The organism is Enterobacter sp. NFIX59 (assembly GCF_900113755.1).
Lineage (GTDB): Bacteria > Pseudomonadota > Gammaproteobacteria > Enterobacterales > Enterobacteriaceae > Enterobacter > Enterobacter pseudoroggenkampii.
The window spans coordinates 69130-93513 of the sequence record NZ_FOQN01000003.1; the positions used below are offsets into that span (position 1 = coordinate 69130).

The 24384-nt window shown below is 53.6% G+C and carries 23 protein-coding genes; 15 read left to right on the forward strand and 8 right to left on the reverse strand.

Features of this window, described 5'->3' with window-relative positions:
- Positions 1–112 precede the first annotated feature (112 nt).
- The 10 genes from panB to BM007_RS12500 all read left to right on the forward strand — a co-directional run bounded on the left by panB (position 113) and on the right by BM007_RS12500 (position 9536).
- Positions 113–904 (forward strand): 3-methyl-2-oxobutanoate hydroxymethyltransferase, encoded by a 792-nt coding sequence (gene panB, locus BM007_RS12450; RefSeq protein WP_008501941.1) that lies wholly within the window; start codon positions 113–115, stop codon positions 902–904.
- Positions 905–915: 11 nt separating this feature from the next.
- The gene (gene panC / locus BM007_RS12455; protein ID WP_024907496.1) at positions 916–1767 is read left to right on the forward strand and encodes a pantoate--beta-alanine ligase; all 852 of its coding nucleotides are present in this window, start codon (positions 916–918) and stop codon (positions 1765–1767) included.
- 31 nt (positions 1768–1798) lie between these two features.
- Entirely contained in the window at positions 1799–2179 is a 381-nt protein-coding gene (gene panD / locus BM007_RS12460) for an aspartate 1-decarboxylase (RefSeq protein ID WP_003856284.1), read from the forward strand.
- A gap of 401 nt (positions 2180–2580) precedes the next feature.
- Positions 2581–3165 (forward strand): fimbrial protein, encoded by a 585-nt coding sequence (locus BM007_RS12470; protein ID WP_048990228.1) that lies wholly within the window; start codon positions 2581–2583, stop codon positions 3163–3165.
- A gap of 67 nt (positions 3166–3232) precedes the next feature.
- Positions 3233–3952, forward strand: coding sequence for a fimbrial chaperone (locus BM007_RS12475; RefSeq protein WP_061715954.1), 720 nt, complete (start codon positions 3233–3235; stop codon positions 3950–3952).
- Positions 3953–4006: 54 nt separating this feature from the next.
- Positions 4007–6610 (forward strand): outer membrane usher protein, encoded by a 2604-nt coding sequence (locus BM007_RS12480; protein ID WP_090419020.1) that lies wholly within the window; start codon positions 4007–4009, stop codon positions 6608–6610.
- 27 nt (positions 6611–6637) lie between these two features.
- Positions 6638–7201, forward strand: a complete 564-nt coding sequence (locus BM007_RS12485; RefSeq protein WP_231103404.1) for a fimbrial protein — start codon at positions 6638–6640, stop codon at positions 7199–7201.
- Positions 7202–7219: 18 nt separating this feature from the next.
- Positions 7220–7786 carry a fimbrial protein gene (locus BM007_RS12490; protein WP_048990222.1) on the forward strand — a complete coding sequence of 189 codons (567 nt, stop codon included), beginning with the start codon at positions 7220–7222 and terminating at the stop codon, positions 7784–7786.
- A gap of 80 nt (positions 7787–7866) precedes the next feature.
- Positions 7867–8412, forward strand: a complete 546-nt coding sequence (locus tag BM007_RS12495; RefSeq protein ID WP_048990220.1) for a fimbrial-like protein — start codon at positions 7867–7869, stop codon at positions 8410–8412.
- 23 nt (positions 8413–8435) lie between these two features.
- The gene (locus tag BM007_RS12500; protein WP_048990218.1) at positions 8436–9536 is read left to right on the forward strand and encodes a fimbrial protein; all 1101 of its coding nucleotides are present in this window, start codon (positions 8436–8438) and stop codon (positions 9534–9536) included.
- A 1-nt stretch (position 9537) separates the two neighbouring features.
- Here BM007_RS12500 and BM007_RS12505 read toward each other — a convergent pair whose 3' ends face one another.
- The 4 genes from BM007_RS12505 to BM007_RS12520 all read right to left on the reverse strand — a co-directional run bounded on the left by BM007_RS12505 (position 9538) and on the right by BM007_RS12520 (position 13089).
- A complete protein-coding gene (locus BM007_RS12505; protein ID WP_090419023.1) occupies positions 9538–10785 on the reverse strand; it encodes a polysaccharide deacetylase family protein in 1248 nt (415 codons plus the stop codon).
- A 65-nt stretch (positions 10786–10850) separates the two neighbouring features.
- Entirely contained in the window at positions 10851–11291 is a 441-nt protein-coding gene (locus BM007_RS12510) for a PTS sugar transporter subunit IIA (RefSeq protein ID WP_024907487.1), read from the reverse strand.
- 104 nt (positions 11292–11395) lie between these two features.
- Complete coding sequence (locus tag BM007_RS12515) at positions 11396–12166, reverse strand: ABC transporter permease (RefSeq protein WP_023334536.1); 771 nt, start codon at positions 12164–12166, stop codon at positions 11396–11398.
- On the reverse strand, positions 12163–13089 hold the full coding sequence (locus BM007_RS12520; protein ID WP_008501946.1) for an ABC transporter ATP-binding protein: 927 nt from the start codon (positions 13087–13089) through the stop codon (positions 12163–12165). Before BM007_RS12520 ends, BM007_RS12515 begins: the two co-directional genes overlap by 4 nt.
- Before the next feature lie 107 nt (positions 13090–13196).
- On the opposite strand from BM007_RS12520, the gene can reads away from it, so the two are divergent.
- On the forward strand, positions 13197–13859 hold the full coding sequence (gene can / locus BM007_RS12525) for a carbonate dehydratase (protein WP_008501947.1): 663 nt from the start codon (positions 13197–13199) through the stop codon (positions 13857–13859).
- Between the two features lie 61 nt (positions 13860–13920).
- Here the strand turns inward: can and hpt are convergent, their stop codons facing one another.
- Entirely contained in the window at positions 13921–14457 is a 537-nt protein-coding gene (gene hpt / locus BM007_RS12530) for a hypoxanthine phosphoribosyltransferase (protein WP_008501948.1), read from the reverse strand.
- Between the two features lie 208 nt (positions 14458–14665).
- Here hpt and BM007_RS12535 point away from each other — a divergent pair, with 208 nt between their 5' ends.
- Positions 14666–17056 (forward strand): glucose/quinate/shikimate family membrane-bound PQQ-dependent dehydrogenase, encoded by a 2391-nt coding sequence (locus BM007_RS12535; protein WP_090419026.1) that lies wholly within the window; start codon positions 14666–14668, stop codon positions 17054–17056.
- 150 nt (positions 17057–17206) lie between these two features.
- Here the strand turns inward: BM007_RS12535 and cueO are convergent, their stop codons facing one another.
- Entirely contained in the window at positions 17207–18775 is a 1569-nt protein-coding gene (gene cueO, locus BM007_RS12540; RefSeq protein WP_090419029.1) for a multicopper oxidase CueO, read from the reverse strand.
- A 145-nt stretch (positions 18776–18920) separates the two neighbouring features.
- Here cueO and BM007_RS12545 point away from each other — a divergent pair, with 145 nt between their 5' ends.
- The 3 genes from BM007_RS12545 (at position 18921) to speD (ending at position 21047) form a co-directional block, all read left to right on the forward strand.
- Entirely contained in the window at positions 18921–19268 is a 348-nt protein-coding gene (locus tag BM007_RS12545) for a YacC family pilotin-like protein (RefSeq protein ID WP_014882582.1), read from the forward strand.
- Between the two features lie 114 nt (positions 19269–19382).
- Complete coding sequence (speE, locus tag BM007_RS12550) at positions 19383–20252, forward strand: polyamine aminopropyltransferase (protein ID WP_023310424.1); 870 nt, start codon at positions 19383–19385, stop codon at positions 20250–20252.
- Positions 20253–21047 (forward strand): adenosylmethionine decarboxylase, encoded by a 795-nt coding sequence (speD, locus tag BM007_RS12555; protein WP_090419032.1) that lies wholly within the window; start codon positions 20253–20255, stop codon positions 21045–21047.
- Positions 21048–21078: 31 nt separating this feature from the next.
- Here the strand turns inward: speD and yacL are convergent, their stop codons facing one another.
- A complete protein-coding gene (gene yacL / locus BM007_RS12560; protein ID WP_045907811.1) occupies positions 21079–21441 on the reverse strand; it encodes a protein YacL in 363 nt (120 codons plus the stop codon).
- Positions 21442–21631: 190 nt separating this feature from the next.
- On the reverse strand, positions 21632–24229 hold the full coding sequence (acnB, locus tag BM007_RS12565; RefSeq protein WP_090419034.1) for a bifunctional aconitate hydratase 2/2-methylisocitrate dehydratase: 2598 nt from the start codon (positions 24227–24229) through the stop codon (positions 21632–21634).
- Positions 24230–24384: the final 155 nt, after the last annotated feature.

The following is a 24384-nucleotide window of genomic DNA, read 5'->3' on the forward strand; positions in this document are numbered from 1 at the left end:
TGTCAGTTAGCCTCAAAATAATTGTGGCTAATCGTTTACCTAAAATCATTGTTCCCTCGAATGTTACTGTTAGAATGCGCAAAGATTCGCTTTTGGGCTATCAGGAAACAGTATGAAACCAACCACCATCTCCTTACTGCAGAAATGCAAACAGGAAAAAAAACGCTTCGCCACCATCACCGCGTATGACTACAGCTTCGCCAAACTGTTTGCCGAAGAGGGGATCAACGTCATGCTGGTCGGAGATTCGTTAGGGATGACGGTACAAGGACATGATTCCACCCTGCCGGTGACGGTTGAGGATATCGCTTACCATACCCGCGCCGTGCGCCGTGGCGCCCCAGCCTGCCTGCTGCTTTCCGATCTGCCGTTTATGGCCTATGCCACGCCGGAACAGGCATTCGAAAACGCGGCGGCAGTGATGCGCGCCGGTGCCAATATGGTCAAAATTGAAGGCGGCGCCTGGCTGGTTGATACGGTGAAGATGCTCACCGAGCGCGCCGTGCCGGTCTGCGGCCATTTAGGCCTGACGCCGCAGTCCGTGAATATCTTCGGCGGCTATAAGGTGCAGGGCCGCGGCGATGCAGCCCAGACGCTGCTGGATGATGCCCTGGCGCTGGAAGCCGCAGGTGCCCAGCTGCTGGTGCTGGAGTGCGTGCCGGTTGAGCTGGCGAAACGCATCACCGACGCGCTGTCCATTCCGGTGATTGGTATTGGTGCAGGCAACGTCACCGACGGCCAGATTCTGGTGATGCACGACGCCTTCGGTATCACCGGCGGACACATCCCGAAATTTGCTAAAAATTTCCTCGCCGAAGCGGGCGACATGCGCGCTGCGGTCAGGCAGTATATTGCCGACGTTGAATCCGGTGTTTACCCGGGTGAAGAACACAGTTTCCATTAAGGAGTCTCGTTGTGCTAATCATTGAAACCCTGCCGCTGCTGCGCCAGCATATCCGCCGCGCGCGTCAGGAAGGTAAACGTATCGCACTGGTCCCAACCATGGGCAATCTGCATGACGGCCACATGAAGCTCGTCGACGAAGCCCGCGCGCGGGCAGATATCGTGGTGGTCAGTATCTTCGTGAACCCCATGCAGTTTGACCGCGCCGACGATCTGGCGCGCTATCCGCGCACCCTGCAGGAAGATTGCGAGAAGCTCAAAAAACGCCATGCGGATATCGTCTTCTCACCTGCACCGGCGGATGTTTACCCGCAGGGTACTGAAGAGGCAACCTACGTTGACGTCCCGGGGATTTCCACCATGCTCGAAGGTGCCAGCCGCCCGGGCCATTTCCGCGGCGTTTCCACCATCGTCAGCAAGCTGTTCAACCTGGTACAGCCGGACGTTGCCTGCTTCGGTGAGAAAGATTTCCAGCAGCTGGCGCTGATCCGCAAAATGGTCGCGGATATGGGTTACGATATCGAGATTGTCGGCGTACCGATTGTACGTGCCAAAGACGGTCTGGCGCTCAGTTCGCGAAATGGCTACCTGACCGCTGAACAGCGTAAAATCGCGCCGGGCTTAAGCAAGGTCATGAACACCATGGCGGAGCAGGTTCTGGCAAAAGAGTTGACCGTCGAAGAGATCGTCGCCCTCGCCGAACAGGCGCTGAACGATAAAGGTCTTCGCGCTGACGACGTACAAATTCGTGATGCTGATACGCTGCTGGAATTTACGGAAACCAGCAAACGTGCGGTGATCCTGGTAGCGGCATGGCTTGGCCAGGCTCGTCTGATTGATAATAAAGTGGTTGAGCTGGCGTAGTTCTCGCCCTTGATAATTAAAGGTAAACGTAATGATTCGCAAAATGCTGCAAGGTAAGCTTCACCGTGTGAAAGTCACCCAGGCCGACCTGCACTATGAAGGCTCCTGCGCCATTGACCAGGATTTCCTCGATGCTGCGGGGATCCTTGAAAACGAAGCGATCGATATCTGGAACGTGAATAACGGTAAACGCTTCTCTACCTACGCGATTGCCGCCGAGCGCGGTTCTAAAATCATCTCCGTTAACGGCGCAGCCGCGCACTGTGCAGACGTGGGCGACATTGTGATTATCGCCAGCTTCGTGATGATGTCTGACGAAGAAGCCCGGCGCTGGCAGCCTAAAGTGGCCTACTTCGAAGGCGACAATGAAATGAAGCGCACCGCAAAGGCGATTCCGGTTCAGGTTGCCTGACCTATTCACAGGACTGTTATATTCAGGACAGTCCTGCTCTTTATTTCGCTGTTATCGCGTTTATAATGAAACAGATACATCACCCCCAGCAATAATAAGACTAAATAAACATGAAGAAATATAAGATTTATTATATACAAACATTCATTTTTGTTAGTATTCCTACTATTACGTTCTAATTTTTCTGCTTTTTGGTCATTCCTTTCCACAATATTCATCACCCCTCATCACTCACCTCCTTGATTTTCAATAAAAAAACAGCTCAATTTAATTAACCTAAATTCACTCTAAAGTTCTTTTAAATACCAACCCTCAGAAAACAATATTATATTCATTTCGCTTTATGGGAGAAAACCATAATTATCTTGAATAACTTTATTTAATAAATGGATATTGTAAATATGTTTAAGAAAACTGTGTTGGCTGCATCTGTAGCTGTTATGGCAATGGGTTCTGTTTCCGCAATGGCTGCCGATGTTGGCCTGATCACTTTTGACGGTGCTGTTTCTGATACCACTTGCGTTATCACTACGAATAACGGTGTTGATGCAAACAACGTGACCATAACTCTGCCTGTTGTTAAAAAAGCTGACCTCGAAAAAACCACTGTTGATGCTGGCATCGGTTCCAAAGAGTTCGAACTGCATATGAGCCAGTGCCCGGATACACTAACCTCTGCATCCGCAATCTTTACCTCTCAGCAGTTCGCTGATCTGTCTAACGGCACCCTGAAAGCAGACCCAACTGTTGCGGGTCATGCTGACAACGTTGGTCTGGCTCTGTTTAACAACACCAGCGCAAACACCGATCGTATCATGATTGGCCAGCCTGCGAACAATACCCAGGTTGCGACGCTGACTGCTGGTGAAGGCACTCTGGCTTACCGTGTTGCATACGTTCCAGGCGCTGCATGGGTTAAAGGTACTAACGACATCACATCTGGTAAGGTGAGCAGCAACGTAACCTTCACCATGAGCTACGAATAAGAGTTTATCTCTGATATATGCGCTCACGGATGAGGTGGGCGCATTTTTATTTTAAAGGATTAAAATTATGCGCCCGATTAAAACCTGTCTTACCGCACTGATGTTAAGTGCTGTTTTTTCAGTTTCACATTCAGCATTTGCCGATATTGTTATCTCTGGCACGCGAGTCATTTACCCTGAATCGGCCAAAGATGTGACCGTAAATATGGAAAACCGTGGTAATAAACCACTATTAGTTCAGTCCTGGCTTGATGATGGTCGCGATACTACTAACCCACAAGAGTTAAAGCTGCCGTTTATCGTCACTCCTCCTGTTTCACGTGTTGATCCCGCAAAGGGGCAGACCGTCCGTATTACATGGCTAGGACAGGCAATGGCAAAAGACAGAGAGACCATGTACTGGTTTAACGTACTGGAAGTGCCGCCCAAAGCGAAAGAGGCGGATAGTCAGAACATGCTGCAGTTGGCTTTCCGTACGCGTATCAAGATGTTTTTCCGCCCAGATGGTCTGAAAGGCGACCCGACAACGGCAGCTGCCCAGTTGCAATGGTCTCAGCAGTCTAATGCTTTAATCGCGCGCAATGATTCACCATTCTATGTATCTATTGCCAAAATTGAAACGACCGTGGGCGGTAAGAAAATTGAATTAGAACCTCACGTTGTTGCGCCATTTGCCAGCCAGTCTTATGACCTGAAAACCGCGGTTTCGGCAAAGATTAGTAAAATCACCTTTACGTCAATCAATGATTTTGGCGGTGCAGATAAGCGCGACGCAATCGTCAATTGATTAAAAATAATTATTTGTTCTTTATTATTAGCAGCTAACGGATTAGTAATAGCAATGTTATTTCGCCGCTCATTTCTTTGTATTGCCATATGCACAGCGTTCCAGTCAGCATCTTTTGCCGCTGACAAAACGCCTGCGCCATCTTCTGGTAGTGAAGAGGTCGAATTCAACGATCAGTTCCTGTTTAATACAGGAGCCAATATTGACGTTAGCCGCTTTTCTCGCGGGAATCCCGTTATTCCAGGAACATTTAAAACACAACTCGTTTTGAACGGGCAAAAAAAAATACTCACTGACTTCACGTTTAAAGAAAACGGAACCCCGCGAGCAACGCCTTGTTTTACACCTAAGTTATTGATGCAGATCGGTATTAAAGCCGACGCGCTCAAAAATGTGTTAGGTGATCAGGATTTCGAAGAGGGTAAAGAAGTCTGTATCAATATTAGTGAGGCCTTAACAGGGGCTTCCTGGGACTTCAATGCCGCGACGCAGGAATTAAGCCTGGTCGTACCGCAGGTTTTTGTTGAACGTCGCCCGAATGGTTATGTTGACCCGTCTCTGTGGGAAGATGGTATTACCGCCGGAATGCTCTCTTACGATCTCAACGCGTGGCATTCAGACAGCACCGACGGTGCACGTGATACCGCGTATGCCGGCCTCAAATATGGCCTCAACATGGGCCCGTGGCGTTTGCGCTCACGCGGTACGCTCAACTGGAGCCAGGATGATGGTTCGGATTACTCCAGCCAGGATATTTACCTGCAACGTGATATTACGCCGTTACGCGCCCAGTTATTGTTAGGTGACTCTTTTACCCGCGGCGATACCTTTAACTCCTTCAGCCTGCGTGGCGTGAGAATGTATAACGACGATCGCATGCTGCCAGGGGGGATCTCCACCTACGCCCCGACCATCCGTGGCGTCGCAAAAAGTAACGCCAAAGTGACCGTGACACAAAGCGGGAACAAGATATTCGAATCAACCGTTCCACCGGGAGCTTTTGAACTCAACGATCTCAGCACAACCGGTTACGGGAGTGATTTGGTTGTTACCATCGAAGAATCGGACGGAAGTACTCGCACATTTTCCGTGCCCTACTCTTCCGTAAGTCAAATGCTTCGCCCGGGCTATAGCCGCTGGGATATCGGCGTCGGCGAACTTAACGATGACAGTCTTCGCGATAAGCCGCGTCTGGGTTATGCCACAGGCTATTACGGGATAAACAACACCTTTACCGGCTACACTGGCTTCCAGTATATGGACACGGGTTACTTATCTGGATTGATCGGGATCGCCATGAACACCCCGATCGGAGCCTTTGCACTGGATGTCACCCATTCTGATGCTAATATCGACGGTCTCGATAACCTGAGCGGCCAGAATTATCGCGTCTCCTGGAGCAAACTGCTTACCGATACCAACACCTCGTTTAACGTGGCGGCCTATCGCTTCTCAACGCAGAACTATCTGACGCTGAATGACGCGGCATCACTGGCGGATGACGTGAAATATCGCGATAAATCACGTAACCCCGACCATACGAACGAAGATGTGTACAACAGCTTCCAGCGTATGAAAAACCAGGTGCAGGTCAACATCAGCCAACCTTTGTCATCCGGCAAGGAGAACTACGGCTCGTTATATATCACCGGCAGCTGGCAGGATTACTGGACTGATTCCAGCTCAACATCTCAGTATTCGGTGGGTTACAACAGCTCATTCTGGCTGGGTAGTTATAGCGTCTCATTACAGCGCAGCTACGATGCATATGGCGCAAAAGATGACAGCGTCTACGTGAACCTCAGTATCCCTCTGGAAAACCTGTTTGGTCACGGCAAACATCCAGGCGGTTTCTCCAGCGTGAACATGAGCGTGAACTCAGATTTCAAAGACAGTTCGGCGTTTAACACCAGCGCAAATGGCAACTCCGACGATTACCGTTTCAGCTACAGCGTCAATACCAGTACCAGCCATGCCGACAGCGGCGATCTCAACCAAATAGGCGGCTATGGCAGTTACAGCAGCCCATATGGTCCCTTGAGCTTATCTGCCTCTGCCTCTGATGACAGCAGCCAGCAGTACTCTCTGAGCTACAGCGGAGGAATGCTGGTGCACTCAGGCGGCATTACATTGGCTCCAGGCAGCATTGGCGACACCGATACACTGGCGCTGGTAAGCGCGCCTGGGGCGAAAGGGGCCCAGCTGACGGTAGGGGACGGCGTTATTGGAAGTTCAGGTTACGCAATCATGCCTTATCTGTCGGCTTACCGTGAGAACACCGTCGGGATTGATATTGCCAGACTGGAATCAGACGTGGAAGTCAAAAACACCAGCACAGTTGCCGTGCCGCGCAGCGGCGCCATTGTTCGCGTGGATTTCGAAACCGACCAGGGACGCTCAATGCTGCTGGACCTGCATCGTTCTGACAACGGTTTTATTCCGCTGGGGGCAGATGTCCAGAACGATAAAGGCCAGTCCGTCGGTTCCGTTGGCCAGGCAGGCCAAGCATATGTGCGTGGTATCGACGATCGCGGCACGTTACGTGTTGTATGGGGAAGCGAGGCAAACAGCACCTGTACTGTGACCTATAACACCACCTCATCTACCCGGAAAGTGGGTCTGACAACCATGCTGGATAACCAGTCCTGTCAGATGTAATCGTTTTATAACATGGAGTTATTTTTAATGAAGAAAACAAGCCTTTGCGCAGTAGTTCTGCTGGCCTTAAGCGCGCAAGCCATGGCTGGCAGCACCAGTCTGGACGTGACCTTCACCGCCACGCTGCGTGAAACGACCTGCGATATGGCCATTGAAGGCGGAACGGGTGATGGTCAAAAAAACACCATTCCGATTGGTGCCGCAGGTAAAACGTCGCTGGCTGATATTAGCAGCGGAGCAGATACAGCGAGCACCACATTCAAGCTGAAAATCATTGAATGTCCATCCAGCCTTGCAGGATTGAAAACCACCATTGCGGGCAGCCAGTCCGCCAATATGGTTACAGCGATTGCAAACACAGCGTCTGTAACACCTGCTGCCAACATGGGGGTTTCTATTGCTCGCGTCTCTGCACCAACAGCACCGTTTACCATCAACTCAACAGTAGATGCAGAACGTCTGGTATGGACAGGAGGAGAGATCAGCGGCCAGGAAGTTCCCCTGATAGCGCGTCTGGTTGAAACAAAAGCAGGCGAGGCAACAACCGGCAGCTTCAGTGCAATTGCCACATTTAACTTTGAATATCAATAAGCGGAAGGAAACGCGACAATGAACAAAAAATCTTCCACTCTGATTGCGCTGGCCGTTTCCACCGGTCTGTTTAGCGTTGCAGCAAGTGCAATCACCGGCACCACAAACGTGCAGGCGACGTTTACCTCTACCATTGAAGCCGGTACCTGTTCGGCACAAATCCAGAATGCTGGCGGTCAGCCGATCAGCACCCTGGCCTTTGGCGATGTCTTCAAGTCAGACCTTGTTGCCCAGACCCGCAGCGAGCCGTTTAAAATTGCCTTCAGCGGTTGCGCTGGTGTGAAATCGGCAACCATAACCGCGACGCCAGGTACAGGGGGAGGATGTTCCGGCGGAAATGCGGATGGCGATTCTTTCGCTGCCGGTCACTCCACTGGCTTTGAAGTCTGGAAAGGTAATGTAGATAACGGCACGTTGATGATCTGTGATAACGCCAGAAGGATGCCTCAGACGGTTACAATCAGCAGTTCAACGACGAATGTTGATATGACGGCTCGAATCGTCCTGGCCAAGGGCAAAACTATCAGCCAGGTAACGCCAGGTGAAGCCAGCGCACCCGTTACTTTTCTCGTGACCTATCAGTAATTAAGTACAGGGGCAGTACCGCGATGACCAAAATAACGAACAATCATGTCCTGGGAAGTCTCCTGGTGATAGCAGGACTCATGAGCGTAAGCTGGTCTGCCCCATGTCTGTCTGAAGAGACAGGCATGGACATTACGCTCAGTGCCAATATCATTGAAACCACCTGTCAGGTGTCGATTCCCGAGGATGGACAAGTCCATCTGCCAACGGTGGGCAAAAGCTGGTTTTACAACACAGATGGAAGTTCACGTCTGCAGCCAACAGATGCGGATTCCGGCACGGCATTCACGGTAAAAATTGACAGCTGTCTGGGTGCCGGAACCAGTGTGAATACCCTTAACTTCAGCTTTCAACCTCAGAGCAAGCAGTTTCCTGCCGGCAGCCGGCAGGTATTCATCAACGAAACCAGCCCTGCCGAAGGCGGCGCTGGCAACACCGGTATTGTTATCTTTTCAAAAGAGCTCAATACCAACGTGCTGAATTCTGATGGCAGTTCCAGCGTCGCGCTAACTGCCAAATCAGAGTGGGCAACAGAATATGATTTCTATGCCCGTTTGCAAAATACCGGTCCGGTAACCGCAGGGACAGTGGCCAGCCGAGTCGTCGTGAATGCGACATATAATTAAATGGAACAGGCAAAGTTATCACTATGAAATTAAATGGATTTTCAGCAAAAGCAATCCTGATAAAAATCGCTGTTATAGCCTTGCTGTTGGTACAGGGCTATGCGAGGGCCGAATGTCACTTTGGCGCGCGTGGCGAGGGAGGCTCATCCACTATCGTGAATACAATAGCCGGTTCACCAGTCTACTTTAGTCCTGTACCCCAGGGACAATTCCCCAGTGGTGGGTATGAAATAGGCGGCCCTTACAATGCCAGCCTCACCCCTGCACTATGGTCTGACTGTGACAGTGGTAATGATGGCGATCAGATGTCTAACATCGTCTATGATGCCATTGGTGGTGTAGACGGTGATATGTGGCCAACCAATGTTACGGGTATTTACTACGCGGTCAGGATCTACTCTGATAATAACCCGGGTTCCTATTTTCAGGCCACAATGAATGGCCAATGGCAAGATTTGCCCGTGCACGCTGGCGCGGCAAGTCACGACTGGAAAGCACAAATTAAGCTGATTCAAACCAGCGAGTATCTCGGTAACCCTACGGGCATAACCATGATTACACCTAAGGAAGCGAAAAGAATCGGCGGCATGTCAATTGGTGGCCATACAGACTCGGATAACCAACCCTGGTGGTTTGATGTCACTCCCGCAACGTTCAGTATCCCTATTGCTGCGTCAACGTGCCAAACGGCCGTCGTTAACAACGGTACAAATAATGTCGATTTCGGTGAAATCATGTTTTCAACAATGAGAGACGGGTACTACCCATCTCAGACTTTTAATTTACAGCTCAGGGGCTGTAATAATGTAGTCGCAATAAATTATCGGGTTTCATCTTCCAAAGTCACAGGTACTACCCCTGGACAGATCTTGATAAATACATTGTCAGGTCCAGATGTCGCTGCCGGGATTGGCGTATCTATTGCTCAGAAATTTTCTGCAAACCCAAGCGGTCATGGCGAACCCTTTATCAATGACCCAAACTATATTTACGTGCCGTTACCCGAAGTCGGCTCTAGTGCCAGTAACGATCTTCCTTTCCAGGCATCGTTAAGAAAAGACGGAGCAGAGCTTAGACCTGGTAACTTTGTTGCCCTCGCTACCTTTACGATTAATTATCTGTAAACTACCCCTGCGGCTGATTGCTGATCAGCCGCGACATCGTCTCCAGCGAATCCGTTCTTAAGATATACAGGCGCTTCAGTAAGAACGGATTATCCCCCGGCTTGACCTTCCCGCGTACCGTCGTCACCGCCAGATGAAACCCGGCGTCATTCGCGGCTTTAATCGCCTTATCGTCGTAGCCGCCGAACGGATACGAGAGGTAAAGCACGTGCGGGTTAAACTGCGCCAGGTCCCTGCGCGAGCGCTTAAAATCAAACAAAATATTGTGATAGCTGCGGCTCAGTAGAATGGGCTGATGGTTGTCGTCGACGCGGTGCAGGAAGTGCGTGTGGGACTGATAGTCGAACACGTCATGCATCTGCTCCAGCTCCGACACGCTCATAAACTGCAGGGATTTCGGCGCCCATTTTTGCGGGTGGCGCTTGATGCGCGAGGAGATAATAAACTCCGTCGCCTTAAAGCCATACGCTTTGAGGATCGGGTAAGCATAGCGGTTAACGGACTTCAGGCCGTCGTCGAAGGTGATCACCACCGATTTCGCCGGCAGGTTCATTTTGTTACGCACGTATCCTTCCAGCTGGTACATCGTCAGGGTGGTATAGCCCTGGTCGCGCAGCCAGGTCATCTGGTTACTGAACGCCCGCACGCTGGTGGTCGTGGAGGTATGGCGGAAGCGGGTGTTCTCCTCGTCGCGCAAAATATGGTGGTAGGTAATGACCGGAATGCCATTATCTTCCTGCGCGTCCAGGCTGCTGATCCACGCCAGGCGGTTGCCGATGCGGATCTGGAACCAGGTCTGATTGAGGCGATCTTTGAGTTTATTCAGGATCGGATAGCGAAGATTAGCGCTTAAGGTGCCGAAGGGTGCGCTACCGTTGTTCGGGGCATTATAAACGGGCGTGTCTTTCCACGTTATCAGGTTTTGATTGCTCAGCGGTTTATTCAGATCTCCCAGCCCATCCTCGACGCGCTGTTTACCCTGCACCGGCTCCAGATGTCCCTTGTCGATAAAGCCCGTGCCAAATCCGAAGCGAAATTCATAGTAGTCCGCCGCCGCAGGCACCACCGCGAGGATCTGCCCTGCCCGCACGTTGCCGACGTTAATAACGCTGTTGCCGACCTGCGCCCAAATCGCCGCATCTTCGGTGGTTTGCATATATTGGGCAGGCAGTCTTTGCTGACTTAATAAACTGGCAGAAGAAGTGCCGGACACGAACATCAACAACAGAAAAACAATACGCGTGAACATGAGGGGTCTTATTCGAAGCGGAAATACTTATGCCATTGTAGCAAAAGCGACATCAATACCAACGTTTAATTCTTATACAGATCATGGAGCAGGACGAAAGGAGGATTTTTTTGCTGCTGATGCCACAAGCTGCTGACGTCCGGTGTACCCTGCGCGACGATAGCGTTCCGGAACCCGGCGCTGGTTAACGTTTCACGCTGCGGATACATCGCTTCAAGTAATGGAAGGCTGATGCCCGAGATCACCTCACAGCAATCATGCTTATGGCTCAGCAAAGCGGCTGCGCGGTAAGGCGCCGCGCCCGATTTATCGGTCAAAAAAATGACGCCATCACCGGTGTCCGTTTCATGCAGGGCATCGCACATCATGCGGCTCAGCATATTGGTGCTCAATCCGCGCCAGTAATTTACCGCCCGGCATTGCGCCAGCGGGCCAAATCTGGCTTCAAGCTTGTCCAGCATGTCCTGCGCCCGTTCATCGTGGCAGGTGATAACCCATCCCAGCATAACTCTCTCCTTAGCAGGCAAGTAGTTTAGCGGAGTGAAGGTTAGCTTTCGGTGATAACTGTCAAAGAAAGTGCCCGGCAGACAGAATGTCGCCGGGCAAAAGATTAGCTGCGCAGACCGCGTCCGCGCTGGATCAGATACCAGCACAGCAGGTAGAAGGCGATGATGAACACCACCAGCACCGCCACCGTGGTAAACAGCGGCACGTCAGTGATACCGAGGAAGCCAAAGCGGAAGCCGCTGATCATGTAGACAATCGGGTTCAGGTGCGACAGCGCCTGCCAGAACGGTGGCAGCAGCGTCAGGGAGTAGAACACCCCGCCAAGATAGGTCAGCGGCGTCAGCACGAAGGTCGGGATCAGGCTGATGTCGTCAAACGTTTTGGCGAACACGGCGTTCAGCAGACCGGCCAGCGAGAACAGGATCGCCGTCAGGAGCAGCGTCAGCGCGACGAACAGCCAGGAGTGCACCTGGAACGGCACGAAGAACAGCGAAATCGCCGTGACCAGGATCCCCACGCACAGCCCGCGCGCCACGCCGCCGCCGACATAGCCGGCGATAATAACGTGCGTCGGTACCGGCGCGACCAGCAGCTCTTCGATGTTGCGCTGGAACTTGGCGCTGAAGAATGACGACGCCACGTTGGCATAGGCGTTGGTGATCACCGCCATCATAATCAGGCCCGGCACGATAAACTGCATATAGGTAAAGCCGTGCATCTCACCAATCCGGGAACCTATCAGGTTACCGAAAATAATGAAGTACAGAGTCATCGTAATGACTGGCGGCACCAGGGTTTGCACCCAGATGCGCATGAAGCGGTTAATCTCTTTCGCCCAGATACTTTTCAGCGCGACCCAGTAAAGATGCGTCATGCCTTGTCTCCTTGTTTATCCTGCACCAGAGAGACAAACAGCTCTTCCAGTCGGTTCGCTTTGTTACGCATACTTAAGACCTGAATCCCCTGCGCGCTCAGCTGCGAGAACACGCTGTTGATGCCCTGCTCGCGCAGCACTTCCACTTCCAGCGTCGAGGTATCGACAAGACGATACTGATACCCTTCCAGCTTCGGCAGTGGACTTTTTGCCGCCAGATCGAGAATGAAGGTTTCTGATTTCAGCTTGGAGAGCAGGTTCTTCATCGAGGTGTTTTCCACCAGCTCGCCGTGCTGAATGATGCCGATGTTGCGGCACAGCATTTCAGCCTCTTCAAGGTAGTGGGTGGTCAAAATAATGGTGGTTCCCTTGTCGTTGAGATCTTTCAGGAAGCCCCACATGGAACGACGAAGTTCAATATCGACGCCCGCCGTCGGCTCATCGAGGATCAGCAGCTTTGGCTCGTGCATCAGCGCGCGGGCAATCATCAGGCGGCGCTTCATCCCGCCGGACAACATCCGCGCGCGTTCGTTACGCTTTTCCCACAGATCGAGCTGCTTAAGGTATTTTTCGCTCCGCTCCAGGGCCTCTTTACGCTCGACGCCGTAATAACCCGCCTGGTTAACGACGATCTGCTGCACCGTTTCAAACGGATTGAAGTTGAACTCCTGCGGCACCAGACCCAGCTGGCGCTTGGCGTTCACCACATCTTTTTGCAGGTCATAACCAAAGACGCTCACCCGGCCGGAGGTTTTATTGACCAGCGAACTGATGATCCCAATGGTGGTCGATTTCCCCGCCCCGTTCGGCCCCAGAAGCGCATAAAAATCACCGGCCTCTACTTTTAGATCTATTCCGCGCAGCGCCTGAACGCCGCCCGGATAGGTTTTTTTAAGCTGCTCAAGCTCCAGTGCAATTGCCATGAAATTAACTTACCTTCCGTTCTGACACACGTTGTGTGGTTTCATTAAAAGTCGGGTTACCCTATAGTAGCGCAACGCAATTACTCGGTTACAGGTCGCTAACCTCCATGAACAACATAGATACACTCATCAGCAACAATGCACTATGGTCAAAAATGCTGGTGGAGGAAGACCCCGGATTTTTTGGAAAACTCGCGCAGGCGCAAAACCCACGCTTTCTCTGGATTGGATGCTCCGACAGCCGCGTACCGGCGGAGCGCCTGACCGGCCTCGAGCCCGGCGAACTGTTTGTTCACCGCAACGTGGCTAACCTGGTGATTCACACCGATCTCAACTGTCTTTCTGTTGTTCAGTATGCCGTGGATGTTCTGCAAGTCGAGCACATCATCATTTGCGGCCACTACGGCTGCGGCGGCGTGCAGGCGGCGGTTGAAAACACGGAACTGGGGCTCATTGATAACTGGCTGCTGCACATCCGCGACATCTGGTTCAAACATAGCTCACTGCTGGGCGAAATGCCGCAGGAGCGTCGCATGGATACCCTGTGCGAACTCAACGTGATGGAGCAGGTGTATAACCTGGGCCACTCAACGATCATGCAATCGGCGTGGAAACGCGGGCAGAAGGTCTCGATCCACGGCTGGGCGTACGGCATTCACGACGGTCTGCTGCGCAATCTGGAAGTGACTGCCACCAACCGGGAAACGCTGGAGCAACGTTACCGTTCGGGAATTGCCAACCTTCAGCTTAAGCATGTGAACCATAAATAAAGCCGGGGATTTTCTCCCTCTCCCTGTGGGAGAGGGCCGGGGTGAGGGCATCAGCCCGCAATTACTCGTCCAGCAATACCACTTTCCCAACATACGGCAGATGGCGATAGCGCTGCGCGTAGTCAATACCGTAACCGACGACGAACTCGTCCGGGATAGAGAAACCGACAAACTCTACCGGCACCTGCACTTCACGGCGGTCAGGCTTATCCAGCAGGGTGCAAATCGCCAGCGATTTTGGCTCACGCAGGCTCAGGATCTCGCGCACTTTTGACAGCGTGTTGCCGGAGTCGATGATGTCTTCCACGATCAACACATCTTTGCCACGAATATCTTCATCCAGATCTTTCAGGATTTTCACATCACGGGTGGTGGACATGCCGCTGCCGTAGCTGGAGGCGGTCATAAAATCGACCTCATGGGGCACATGCACTTCACGGCACAGGTCCGCCATGAACATGAAAGAGCCGCGCAACAGACCGACCAGCACCATTTCACTGCCGCTGTCCTTGTAATGTTCGGTGATTTGACGACCCAGTTCGGCGATACGCGCTTTGATCTCGGCTTCCGGGATCATCACTTCAACAGTATGTTTCATATTACTAACCAAATGATTTTGATGAAAATCTCTCAATACGGATGAGTTAATATCCAGCACTGATACGCAAGCCAGCCATTATATCAGCAAATGGATAACCCTGGCGTATGAGTTATAAAAAGCAAATATTGTGATTCCGATCACACTTGTTAATACCTATAATTAGTTGCTAGCAAATTATTAACAAAAACTGACGAGTACACTTTCTATGGCTGAAACAAACTCTAAACAGCCGCGTCTACTGGTAACATTAACAGCGGCGTTCGCAGCCTTCTGCGCGCTGTATCTGTTAATCGGTGGCGTCTGGCTGGTCGCGATCGGCGGCTCCTGGTACTACCCGATTGCGGGCCTGGTTATGCTTGGCGTAACCGTCCTGCTCTGGCGTAGAAAACAATCTGCACTGTGGCTGTATGCCGCACTCCTTCTTGCCACCATGATCTGGGGCGTCTGGGAAGTCGGCTTTGACTTCTGGGCGCTGACGCCGCGCAGCGACATCCTGGTCTTCTTCGGTATCTGGCTGATCCTGCCGTTCGTGTGGCGTCGCCTGATTGTGCCTTCCAGCGGTGCTGTGGCGGGCCTGGTTGTTGCCCTGCTGATTACCGGCGGCATTCTGACCTGGGCCGGTTTTAACGACCCGCAGGAGATCAACGGTACGCTGAACGCAGAATCGACGCCTGCGGCGGCTATCTCGCAGGTGGCGGACGGCGACTGGCCTGCCTATGGTCGTAATCAGGAAGGTCAACGCTACTCTCCGCTGAAGCAGATCAACGCGGACAACGTTAAGAACCTGAAAGAAGCCTGGGTATTCCGTACCGGCGACCTGAAGATGCCGAACGATCCGGGCGAGCTGACCAACGAAGTGACGCCAATTAAAGTCGGCGATATGCTTTATCTGTGTACGGCGCACCAGCGTCTGTTCGCGCTCGACGCGGCCACGGGTAAAGAGAAATGGCACTTCGATCCGCAGCTGAACTCCAACCCGTCCTTCCAGCACGTCACCTGCCGCGGCGTCTCTTACCACGAAGCGCGTGCCGACAATGCGAGCCCGGAAGTGGTTGCCGACTGTCCGCGCCGCATCATGCTGCCGGTCAACGATGGCCGTCTGTTCGCCATCAATGCCGAAACGGGCAAGCTGTGCGAAACCTTTGCCAACAAAGGTATCCTGAATTTGCAGACCAACATGCCGGACACCACGCCGGGTCTGTATGAGCCAACCTCGCCGCCGATCATCACCGATAAAACCATCGTGATTGCCGGTTCGGTAACGGATAACTTCTCCACGCGTGAAACCTCCGGCGTTATCCGCGGTTTCGACGTGAACACCGGTAAACTGCTGTGGGCCTTTGACCCGGGCGCGAAAGATCCAAACGCGATCCCGTCGGACGAGCACACCTTTACCTTTAACTCGCCAAACTCCTGGGCCCCGGCTGCGTATGACGCGAAGCTGGACCTGGTCTACCTGCCGATGGGCGTTACTACGCCAGATATCTGGGGCGGTAACCGCACGCCGGAGCAGGAACGTTATGCCAGCGCTATCGTGGCGCTGAACGCGACCACCGGTAAGCTGGCCTGGAGCTATCAGACCGTACACCACGATCTGTGGGATATGGATATGCCGTCCCAGCCGACGCTGGCGGACATTACCGTTGACGGCAAAACCGTTCCGGTGATTTACGCCCCGGCCAAGACCGGCAACATCTTCGTTCTGGATCGCAGCAACGGCAAGCTGGTTGTGCCGGCACCGGAAAAACCGGTTCCGCAGGGCGCGGCGAAAGGCGATTACGTTAGCAAAACCCAGCCGTTCTCCGATCTGAGCTTCCGTCCGAAGAAAGACCTCAGCGGGGCAGACATGTGGGGTGCCACCATGTTTGACCAGCTGGTGTGCCGCGTGATGTTCCATCAGCTGCGCTATGAAGGCATCTTCACGCCGCCTTCTGAGCAGGGCACGCTGGTCTTCCCGGGTAACCTGGGGATGTTCGAGTGGGGCGGGATCTCCGTTGACCCGAACCGTCAGGTCGCGATTGCCAACCCAATGGCGCTGCCGTTCGTTTCCCGTCTGATCCCACGCGGTCCGGGCAACCCAATGGAGCAGCCGAAAGACGCGAAAGGCAGCGGTACCGAAGCCGGTATTCAGCCGCAGTATGGCGTACCGTTCGGCGTAACGCTGAACCCGTTCCTGTCGCCGTTTGGCCTGCCGTGTAAACAGCCTGCCTGGGGTTATATCTCCGGCCTGGATCTGAAAACCAATCAGATCGTGTGGAAAAAACGTATTGGTACCCCGCAGGACAGCATGCCGTTCCCGATGCCGGTTCCGGTGCCGTTCAATATGGGTATGCCAATGCTGGGTGGCCCAATTTCCACCGCCGGTAACGTGCTGTTCATCGCGGCAACCGCAGATAACTACCTGCGCGCGTACAACATGACCAACGGTGAGAAACTGTGGCAAGGCCGTCTGCCGGCTGGCGGACAGGCTACCCCGATGACCTATGAAGTGAATGGCAAGCAGTACGTTGTCATCTCCGCGGGCGGTCACGGTTCGTTTGGCACGAAGATGGGCGACTATATTGTCGCGTATGCACTGCCTGATGAAAGTAAGTAACTGAAAAGCCGGGTGGCGGCTACGCCTTACCCGGCCTACGGAAAAATGCAAAACGGCAACTTCGGTTGCCGTTTTTGTGTTTGTTCCCTCTCCAGGTGGGAGAGGGTCAGGGTGAGGGCATCAGGCCGCACCTGCGACCATCCGGCTTTTTTATACGGTAAAGCCCAGCATCATCCCCGTATCTTCATGCTCCAGCAGATGGCAGTGCGCCATATAGGCAAACTCCTTCGGCGCATCGTGGTCAAACTTCACCAGCACCTCGCTGACGCCGCCTTCCACTCTCACCGTATCTTTCCAGCCCGCGCGATGCGCGTCCGGCGCTTTACCGTTTTCTGAGAGAATGCGGAACTGGGTACCGTGGATATGGAACGGATGCAGCATCATGTCCCCTTCGCCCGAAATCACCCAGCGCTCAAACTGACCCTTTGTCGCAGCAAACATCGGCGTGTTCATGTCGAACGCTTTGCCGTTAATCATATTGGCGTTGTGGAAATCAAAGCCATGGTCGCCGTGATCCATGTTCCCCATGCCGCCCATTTTGCCGTGGTCCATATTCATATGACCCATCATCTGCCCGTGATGCATCCCCGCCATCGCCTTATCGCCATATTTCGCCATCAGCGCCTGCATGCCCATCATATCGAGCATCGGGTTCATGGAGAGCTGCAGCTTACGCTGCGTAAGCCCATCAAGCGACGGGAGTGCTGGCAGAGTGGTTAACGTATCAGGCAGCGTGCCGGAAGCGGTCACCAGTAACGGCTGAATACGCAGCACCGGATGCGGCTTGTCAAACGGTGCGACCGCCATCCCCATCTGGCTAACCGGCAGGGTCACAAGATCAAACGCCTTGCCGTCGCTGATATCCACCAGCACCTCAAAGCGTTCTCCCATCAGCATCGGCAGTTCGCTTACTTTTACCGGCTCCGGCAGAAGTCCACCGTCGCTTGCCACTACGTACAGCGGGCGCTTATCGCTAGCGGCGAAGTTCAGCGAACGCGCGTTACAGCCATTGAGCAGACGCAGGCGCAGCCAGCCTTTGGGTGCGGCGTGCTGAGGATAAATGGCGCCGTTGGTCAACAGCGTGTCGCCAAACCAGCCTACCGCCGCGCTCATCACGTCCAGCTGGTAGTCAATTTGCCCGTCCGCGGTGAATTTCTTGTCCTGCACAATCACCGGCACGTCGTCGATGCCCCACTGTTTCGGCAGGCGCAGCAGGCGGCTTTCGTCGTCTTCAATCAGCACCAGCCCCGCCAGCCCCATCGCCACCTGATGGCCCGTTTTGCCATGCTGATGCGGATGGAACCAGCAGGTTGCCGCGCGCTGGTCGGGCGTAAAGGTGACGCTGCGCGTGCCGCCCGCTTTGATGACGCCCTGCGGCCCGCCGTCTACCTCGCCCGGCACTTCCAGCCCGTGCCAGTGCAGCGTCGTCTCTTCGGCAAGCGTGTTGTGGATATCCACCGTCACCGCTTTCCCTTTGCGCAGCTGTAGCGCCGGGCCGAGCAGATTGCCGTTATAGCCCCAGGTCGTCGCGTTGTGCGCACCGAACAGCGTGTTGCCGGACTGAACAACAAGTTTGATACGGCTACGGGCATCCGCGGTCAGCAAGTCAGGGATGGGTAAGGCAGGCCTGTCAGCCGCGAAAACCGCGCGGCTCCAGAGAGGCAATGCGCTGGCAGCACCCAGCGCCACGGAATATTTTAAAAAATCACGACGTTGCATGTTCATTTCCTTATTTCCAGCAGGCGATCTTTTGAGCATAAACCCTCCCCTTACCGGAAGGTCAAGTCAAGCGGCAATAATAAAGATCGTCGCACTGGCATCAAGTATGCTAACGTTAATTTTCCGTGAAGAAGTGGTAGAAGCAATGAAGACGTTTTTCAGGACAATTTTGTTCGGTAGCCTGATGGCAATGTGTGCGAACAGCTATGCGCTAAGTGAAAATGAAGCGGAAGATATGGCCGATTTAACGGCGGTTTTTGTATTCCTGAAAAATGATTGCGGCTACCAGAATTTACCCAACGGGCAAATTCGCCGCGCGCTGGTCTTTTTTGCCCAGCAGAACCAGTGGGATCTCAGCAACTACGACAGCTTCGACATGAAGGCGCTCGGCGAAGACAGCTACCGCGACCTAAGCGGTATTGGTATTCCCACTGCCAAAAAATGCAAAGCGCTGGCTCGCGACTCACTCAGCCTGCTCGCCTACGTCAAATAACCTTCCCGACGCCCCCTGTTGAACCTCTGACCGTGCAACCGCGGTTAGAGTTAGCTATCATGTTTCGCTCATTTTTTGTGAGCGTAACGGATGTTTACACAGGAGGAGTTCGCTATGGCCGACCACACGTTGTGGCATGAAACCTTGCATGACCAGTTTGGTCAGTACTTTGCCGTTGATAACGTGCTCTATCATGAGAAAACCGATCACCAGGATCTGATCATCTTCGAGAATGCTGCCTTTGGCCGCGTGATGGCGCTGGACGGCGTCGTGCAAACTACCGAGCGAGATGAGTTTATCTATCATGAGATGATGACCCACGTCCCGCTGCTGGCGCACGGTCACGCGAAGCATGTCCTGATTATCGGCGGTGGCGATGGCGCAATGCTGCGTGAAGTTTCCCGCCATCGTTCCATTGAAACCATCACCATGGTGGAAATCGATGCGGGCGTCGTCTCTTTCTGCCGCCAGTATCTGCCCAACCACAATGCCGGCAGCTATGACGACCCGCGCTTTAGCCTGGTGATTGACGACGGCGTTAACTTCGTTAACCAGACCTCGCAGACCTTTGACGTGATCATCTCCGACTGCACCGATCCTATCGGTCCTGGCGCGTCGCTGTTTACCTCCTCGTTCTACGAAGGCTGCAAGCGCTGTCTGAACCCGGGCGGGATCTTCGTCGCCCAAAATGGCGTCTGCTTCCTGCAGCAGGATGAAGCGCTGGATAGCCATCGTAAGCTCAGCACCTATTTCGATGATGTCAGCTTCTATCAGGCCGCTATTCCGACGTACTACGGCGGGATCATGACCTTTGCCTGGGCGACGGATAACGACGTCTTACGTCATCTCTCCACCGAAATTATTCAGGCCCGCTTCCATCAGGCCGGTCTTCAGTGCCGATACTACAATCCGGCTATTCATACCGCAGCGTTTGCTCTGCCGCAGTACCTGCAAGACGCATTATCCACTAAGGGGGTGAGCTAATTGAAAAAGCTTAAACTGCATGGCTTTAACAACCTGACCAAAAGCCTGAGTTTTTGTATTTACGATATCTGCTATGCCAAAACAGCGGAAGAACGCGATGGTTACATCGCCTATATCGACGAACTCTACAACGCCAACCGTCTGACCGAGATCCTGTCAGAAACCTGTTCCATTATCGGCGCCAACATCCTGAATATCGCCCGACAGGATTATGAACCCCAGGGCGCCAGCGTGACCATCCTGGTCAGCGAAGAGCCGGTCGATCCCAAGCTTATCGACAAAACGGAACACCCGGGCCCGCTGCCGGAAGTGGTTGTTGCCCACCTGGATAAAAGCCATATCTGCGTCCATACCTACCCGGAGAGTCACCCGGAAGGTGGGCTGTGTACGTTCCGCGCCGATATTGAAGTGTCGACCTGCGGCGTGATTTCCCCGCTCAACGCGCTGAACTATCTCATCCATCAGCTGGAATCGGATATCGTCACGATTGATTACCGCGTGCGCGGTTTTACTCGTGATATCAACGGTATGAAGCACTTCATCGACCACGAAATCAACTCTATTCAGAACTTTATGTCCGAGGACATGAAATCACTGTATGACATGATGGATGTGAACGTGTATCAGGAAAACATCTTCCATACCAAGATGTTACTTAAGGAATTCGACCTTAAGCACTATATGTTCCACACGAAGCCGGAAGATTTGAGCGAAGAAGAGCGTAAGACGATTACTGACCTGCTCTGGAAAGAGATGCGCGAGATTTACTACGGCCGTAATATTCCGGCCGTGTAAGTGTTGCCCGGAGCAGGGACGCTTCGGGAAGTTACCGCTGTTTCATGAACTCGCGGTAGGCATTCACCACCTGAAGGAAGTCTTCTACGCCGCACAGCGACAGGCTTTCTTCGTCATAGTAGCTCATCCCCTCTTCCATCTCGTCGCCTGAAAACTCGAGCTGGTTGGCACGCACCATGACCTCTTCACCATCCATCCACAGCGTGTATTCGTGCCCGGCGCGTTGCCAGGAGCGTTCACTGCCTTTCACCGTATTTGCCGCCTGTTCAACCTCATCAAGAAGGGCGAGATTTTCTTTCACCTCTTCGTTAAACCAGTGTCCAACGGCTTCGTGGCCCATCGACATACGCACTTTCACCACTCCGGTGATGTCGCGCAGAAATTCGTAATCCATAGTGTTTTCCTCTGCAAAGCCATTAGGGTAATTATCGCAGCAGAGAGGAAGAAAAAAAGCGTGAGAGGTGGGAGGAATGAAAATAAAAAGGTGAGAGCAAGACCCTGCGGCCTGATCACCTCACCCCGTCCCTCTCCCACGGGAGAGGGTGCAAACACTAAAAACCGTCTCGTAGAGACGGTTTTGCTGCTTATACTGCCGTCTGGAAGATAACCCCGTCAGCCTTCTCGGTGTACTGAGAGAGCTGGTCGAAGTTCAGGTAGCGATAGGTATCCACCGCGGTCTTATCCACCTGAGCCACAAAGGTCTGGTACTCTTCCGGCGTTGGCAGTTTGCCAATCAGCGCCGCAACCGCTGCCAGCTCCGCAGAGGCCAGGAAGACGTTCGCACCGGTACCTAAACGGTTCGGGAAGTTACGGGTCGAGGTGGAAACCACCGTCGCGCCGTCGGCGACGCGCGCCTGGTTGCCCATACACAGGGAACAGCCAGGAATTTCGATACGCGCACCGCTCTTACCAAACACGCTGTAGTAGCCCTCTTCGGTCAGCTGAGCCGCATCCATACGGGTTGGCGGCGCCACCCACAGACGGGTTGGCAGCTGGCCTTTGTGGGTATCCAGAAGCTTACCGGCCGCACGGAAGTGACCGATGTTGGTCATGCAGGATCCGATGAACACTTCGTCGATCTTCTCGCCCTGAACTTCGGACAGCGGACGCGCGTCGTCCGGATCGTTCGGTGCACACAGGATTGGTTCTTTGATATCCGCCAGATCGATGTCGATCACCGCCGCGTACTCTGCGTCAGCATCAGCTTCCAGCAGCTGCGGATCGGCCAGCCATTTCTCCATGCCCTGGATACGACGCTCCAGCGTACGACGGTCGCCGTAGCCTTCTGCGATCATCCACTTCAGCAGCACGATGTTAGAGTTCAGATACTCAATAATCGGCTCTTTGTTCAGCTTGATGGTACAGCCCGCAGCTGAACGCTCAGCGGAGGCATCGGTCAGCTCGAACGCCTGCTCAACCTTCAGATCCGGCAGACCTTCGATTTCCAGGATACGGCCAGAGAAGATGTTTTTCTTCCCTTTCTTCTCAACGGTCAGCAGACCCTGTTTAATCGCATACAGCGGGATCGCGTGAACCAGGTCGCGCAGGGTGATACCCGGCTGCATTTTACCTTTGAAGCGCACCAGCACCGATTCCGGCATATCCAGCGGCATCACGCCCGTCGCCGCAGCAAACGCCACCAGACCGGAGCCCGCCGGGAAAGAGATACCGATTGGGAAACGGGTATGGGAGTCACCGCCGGTACCCACGGTATCCGGCAGCAGCATGCGGTTCAGCCAGGAGTGAATTACGCCGTCGCCCGGACGCAGGGAAACACCGCCGCGGTTCATGATGAAGTCTGGCAGCGTGTGGTGCGTGGTTACGTCAACCGGCTTCGGATACGCCGCAGTGTGGCAGAAGGACTGCATCACCAGATCGGAAGAGAAGCCCAGGCACGCCAGGTCTTTCAGTTCGTCACGGGTCATTGGGCCAGTGGTGTCCTGAGAGCCTACGGAGGTCATCTTCGGCTCGCAGTATGCGCCAGGACGAACACCGGCGACGCCGCAGGCGCGACCGACCATTTTCTGCGCCAGAGAGTAACCGCGATTGCTTTCCACCACGTCTTTCGCGTGACGGAATACATCACTGTGCGGCAGACCCAGCGCTTCACGCGCTTTGGTGGTCAGGCCACGGCCGATGATCAGCGGAATACGGCCACCGGCACGCACTTCGTCGATCAGCACGTCGGTTTTCAGCTCAAAGCTCGCCAACAGCTCGTTAGTTTCGTGGTTACGCACTTCACCTTTGTACGGGTAAACGTCAATCACGTCGCCCATGTTCAGGTTGGAGACGTCCACTTCGATCGGCAGGGCGCCCGCATCTTCCATGGTGTTGAAGAAGATCGGTGCAATTTTGCCGCCAAGGCACAGGCCGCCGCCGCGTTTGTTTGGCACATGAGGGATGTCGTCACCCATGAACCACAGCACGGAGTTGGTGGCGGACTTACGGGAAGAACCGGTACCTACAACGTCACCCACGTAGGCCAGCGGGAACCCTTTTTTCTGCAGGGCTTCGATCTGTTTGATCGGGCCAACGCTGCCAGGCTGATCCGGCTCAATGCCTTCACGGGCGTTTTTCAGCATCGCCAGGGCGTGCAGAGGGATATCCGGGCGAGACCACGCGTCCGGTGCCGGAGAGAGGTCATCGGTGTTGGTTTCACCGGTCACTTTGAAGACGGTAACGGTGATTTTTTCAGCCAGCGCAGGACGGTTCAGGAACCATTCGGCATCCGCCCAGGACTGCATCACCTGCTTCGCATAGACGTTGCCTGCTTTGGCTTTTTCTTCTACATCGTAGAAGTTATCGAACATCAGCAGCGTGGAAGAGAGCGCTTTAGCGGCAATCGGCGCCAGCTTGTCGTTATCCAGCGCGTCAATCAGCGGATGAATGTTGTAACCACCCTGCATGGTGCCGAGCAGTTCAATGGCTTTTTCAGGAGTAACCAGTGGGGAGGTGGCTTCGCCTTTGGCGATAGCAGCAAGGAATCCGGCTTTTACGTAGGCAGCTTCATCTACGCCAGGCGGTACGCGGTTGATCAGCAGATCTAACAGGAATTCTTCTTCGCCCTTAGGCGGGTTCTTCAGCAGCTCGACGAGCGCGGCCATTTGGGTTGCATCTAAAGGTTTGGGTACAATTCCCTCGGCGGCACGTTCTGCTACGTGCTTACGGTATTCTTCTAGCACGACGGTTCTCCTCGCTCTCATTGTCATATGCGGCGGGCGTTCTCTTCACGCTCCTGTGAGACAGCAGTTTGTAGGGTAAATGCCCGATACCGCGTCGGGCAGCATAGCAGGATTTCTGCACAGTGTTAATCCGTTTACAAAAAAGCAACATTAAA

What these genes read in the sequence shown, in the direction of transcription:
- BM007_RS12495 (WP_048990220.1), top strand. Translation starts at nt 7,867, where the DNA reads ATGAGCGTAAGCTGGTCTGCCCCATGTCTGTCTGAAGAGACAGGCATG.
- can (WP_008501947.1), top strand. Translation starts at nt 13,197, where the DNA reads ATGAACAACATAGATACACTCATCAGCAACAATGCACTATGGTCAAAA.
- BM007_RS12520 (WP_008501946.1), bottom strand. Translation starts at nt 13,089, where the DNA reads ATGGCAATTGCACTGGAGCTTGAGCAGCTTAAAAAAACCTATCCGGGC.
- BM007_RS12480 (WP_090419020.1), top strand. Translation starts at nt 4,007, where the DNA reads ATGTTATTTCGCCGCTCATTTCTTTGTATTGCCATATGCACAGCGTTC.
- BM007_RS12545 (WP_014882582.1), top strand. Translation starts at nt 18,921, where the DNA reads ATGAAGACGTTTTTCAGGACAATTTTGTTCGGTAGCCTGATGGCAATG.
- BM007_RS12470 (WP_048990228.1), top strand. Translation starts at nt 2,581, where the DNA reads ATGTTTAAGAAAACTGTGTTGGCTGCATCTGTAGCTGTTATGGCAATG.
- cueO (WP_090419029.1), bottom strand. Translation starts at nt 18,775, where the DNA reads ATGCAACGTCGTGATTTTTTAAAATATTCCGTGGCGCTGGGTGCTGCC.
- BM007_RS12505 (WP_090419023.1), bottom strand. Translation starts at nt 10,785, where the DNA reads ATGTTCACGCGTATTGTTTTTCTGTTGTTGATGTTCGTGTCCGGCACT.
- speE (WP_023310424.1), top strand. Translation starts at nt 19,383, where the DNA reads ATGGCCGACCACACGTTGTGGCATGAAACCTTGCATGACCAGTTTGGT.
- BM007_RS12500 (WP_048990218.1), top strand. Translation starts at nt 8,436, where the DNA reads ATGAAATTAAATGGATTTTCAGCAAAAGCAATCCTGATAAAAATCGCT.
- panD (WP_003856284.1), top strand. Translation starts at nt 1,799, where the DNA reads ATGATTCGCAAAATGCTGCAAGGTAAGCTTCACCGTGTGAAAGTCACC.
- BM007_RS12535 (WP_090419026.1), top strand. Translation starts at nt 14,666, where the DNA reads ATGGCTGAAACAAACTCTAAACAGCCGCGTCTACTGGTAACATTAACA.
- panB (WP_008501941.1), top strand. Translation starts at nt 113, where the DNA reads ATGAAACCAACCACCATCTCCTTACTGCAGAAATGCAAACAGGAAAAA.
- BM007_RS12475 (WP_061715954.1), top strand. Translation starts at nt 3,233, where the DNA reads ATGCGCCCGATTAAAACCTGTCTTACCGCACTGATGTTAAGTGCTGTT.
- BM007_RS12510 (WP_024907487.1), bottom strand. Translation starts at nt 11,291, where the DNA reads ATGCTGGGATGGGTTATCACCTGCCACGATGAACGGGCGCAGGACATG.
- yacL (WP_045907811.1), bottom strand. Translation starts at nt 21,441, where the DNA reads ATGGATTACGAATTTCTGCGCGACATCACCGGAGTGGTGAAAGTGCGT.
- BM007_RS12485 (WP_231103404.1), top strand. Translation starts at nt 6,638, where the DNA reads ATGAAGAAAACAAGCCTTTGCGCAGTAGTTCTGCTGGCCTTAAGCGCG.
- BM007_RS12515 (WP_023334536.1), bottom strand. Translation starts at nt 12,166, where the DNA reads ATGACGCATCTTTACTGGGTCGCGCTGAAAAGTATCTGGGCGAAAGAG.
- hpt (WP_008501948.1), bottom strand. Translation starts at nt 14,457, where the DNA reads ATGAAACATACTGTTGAAGTGATGATCCCGGAAGCCGAGATCAAAGCG.
- BM007_RS12490 (WP_048990222.1), top strand. Translation starts at nt 7,220, where the DNA reads ATGAACAAAAAATCTTCCACTCTGATTGCGCTGGCCGTTTCCACCGGT.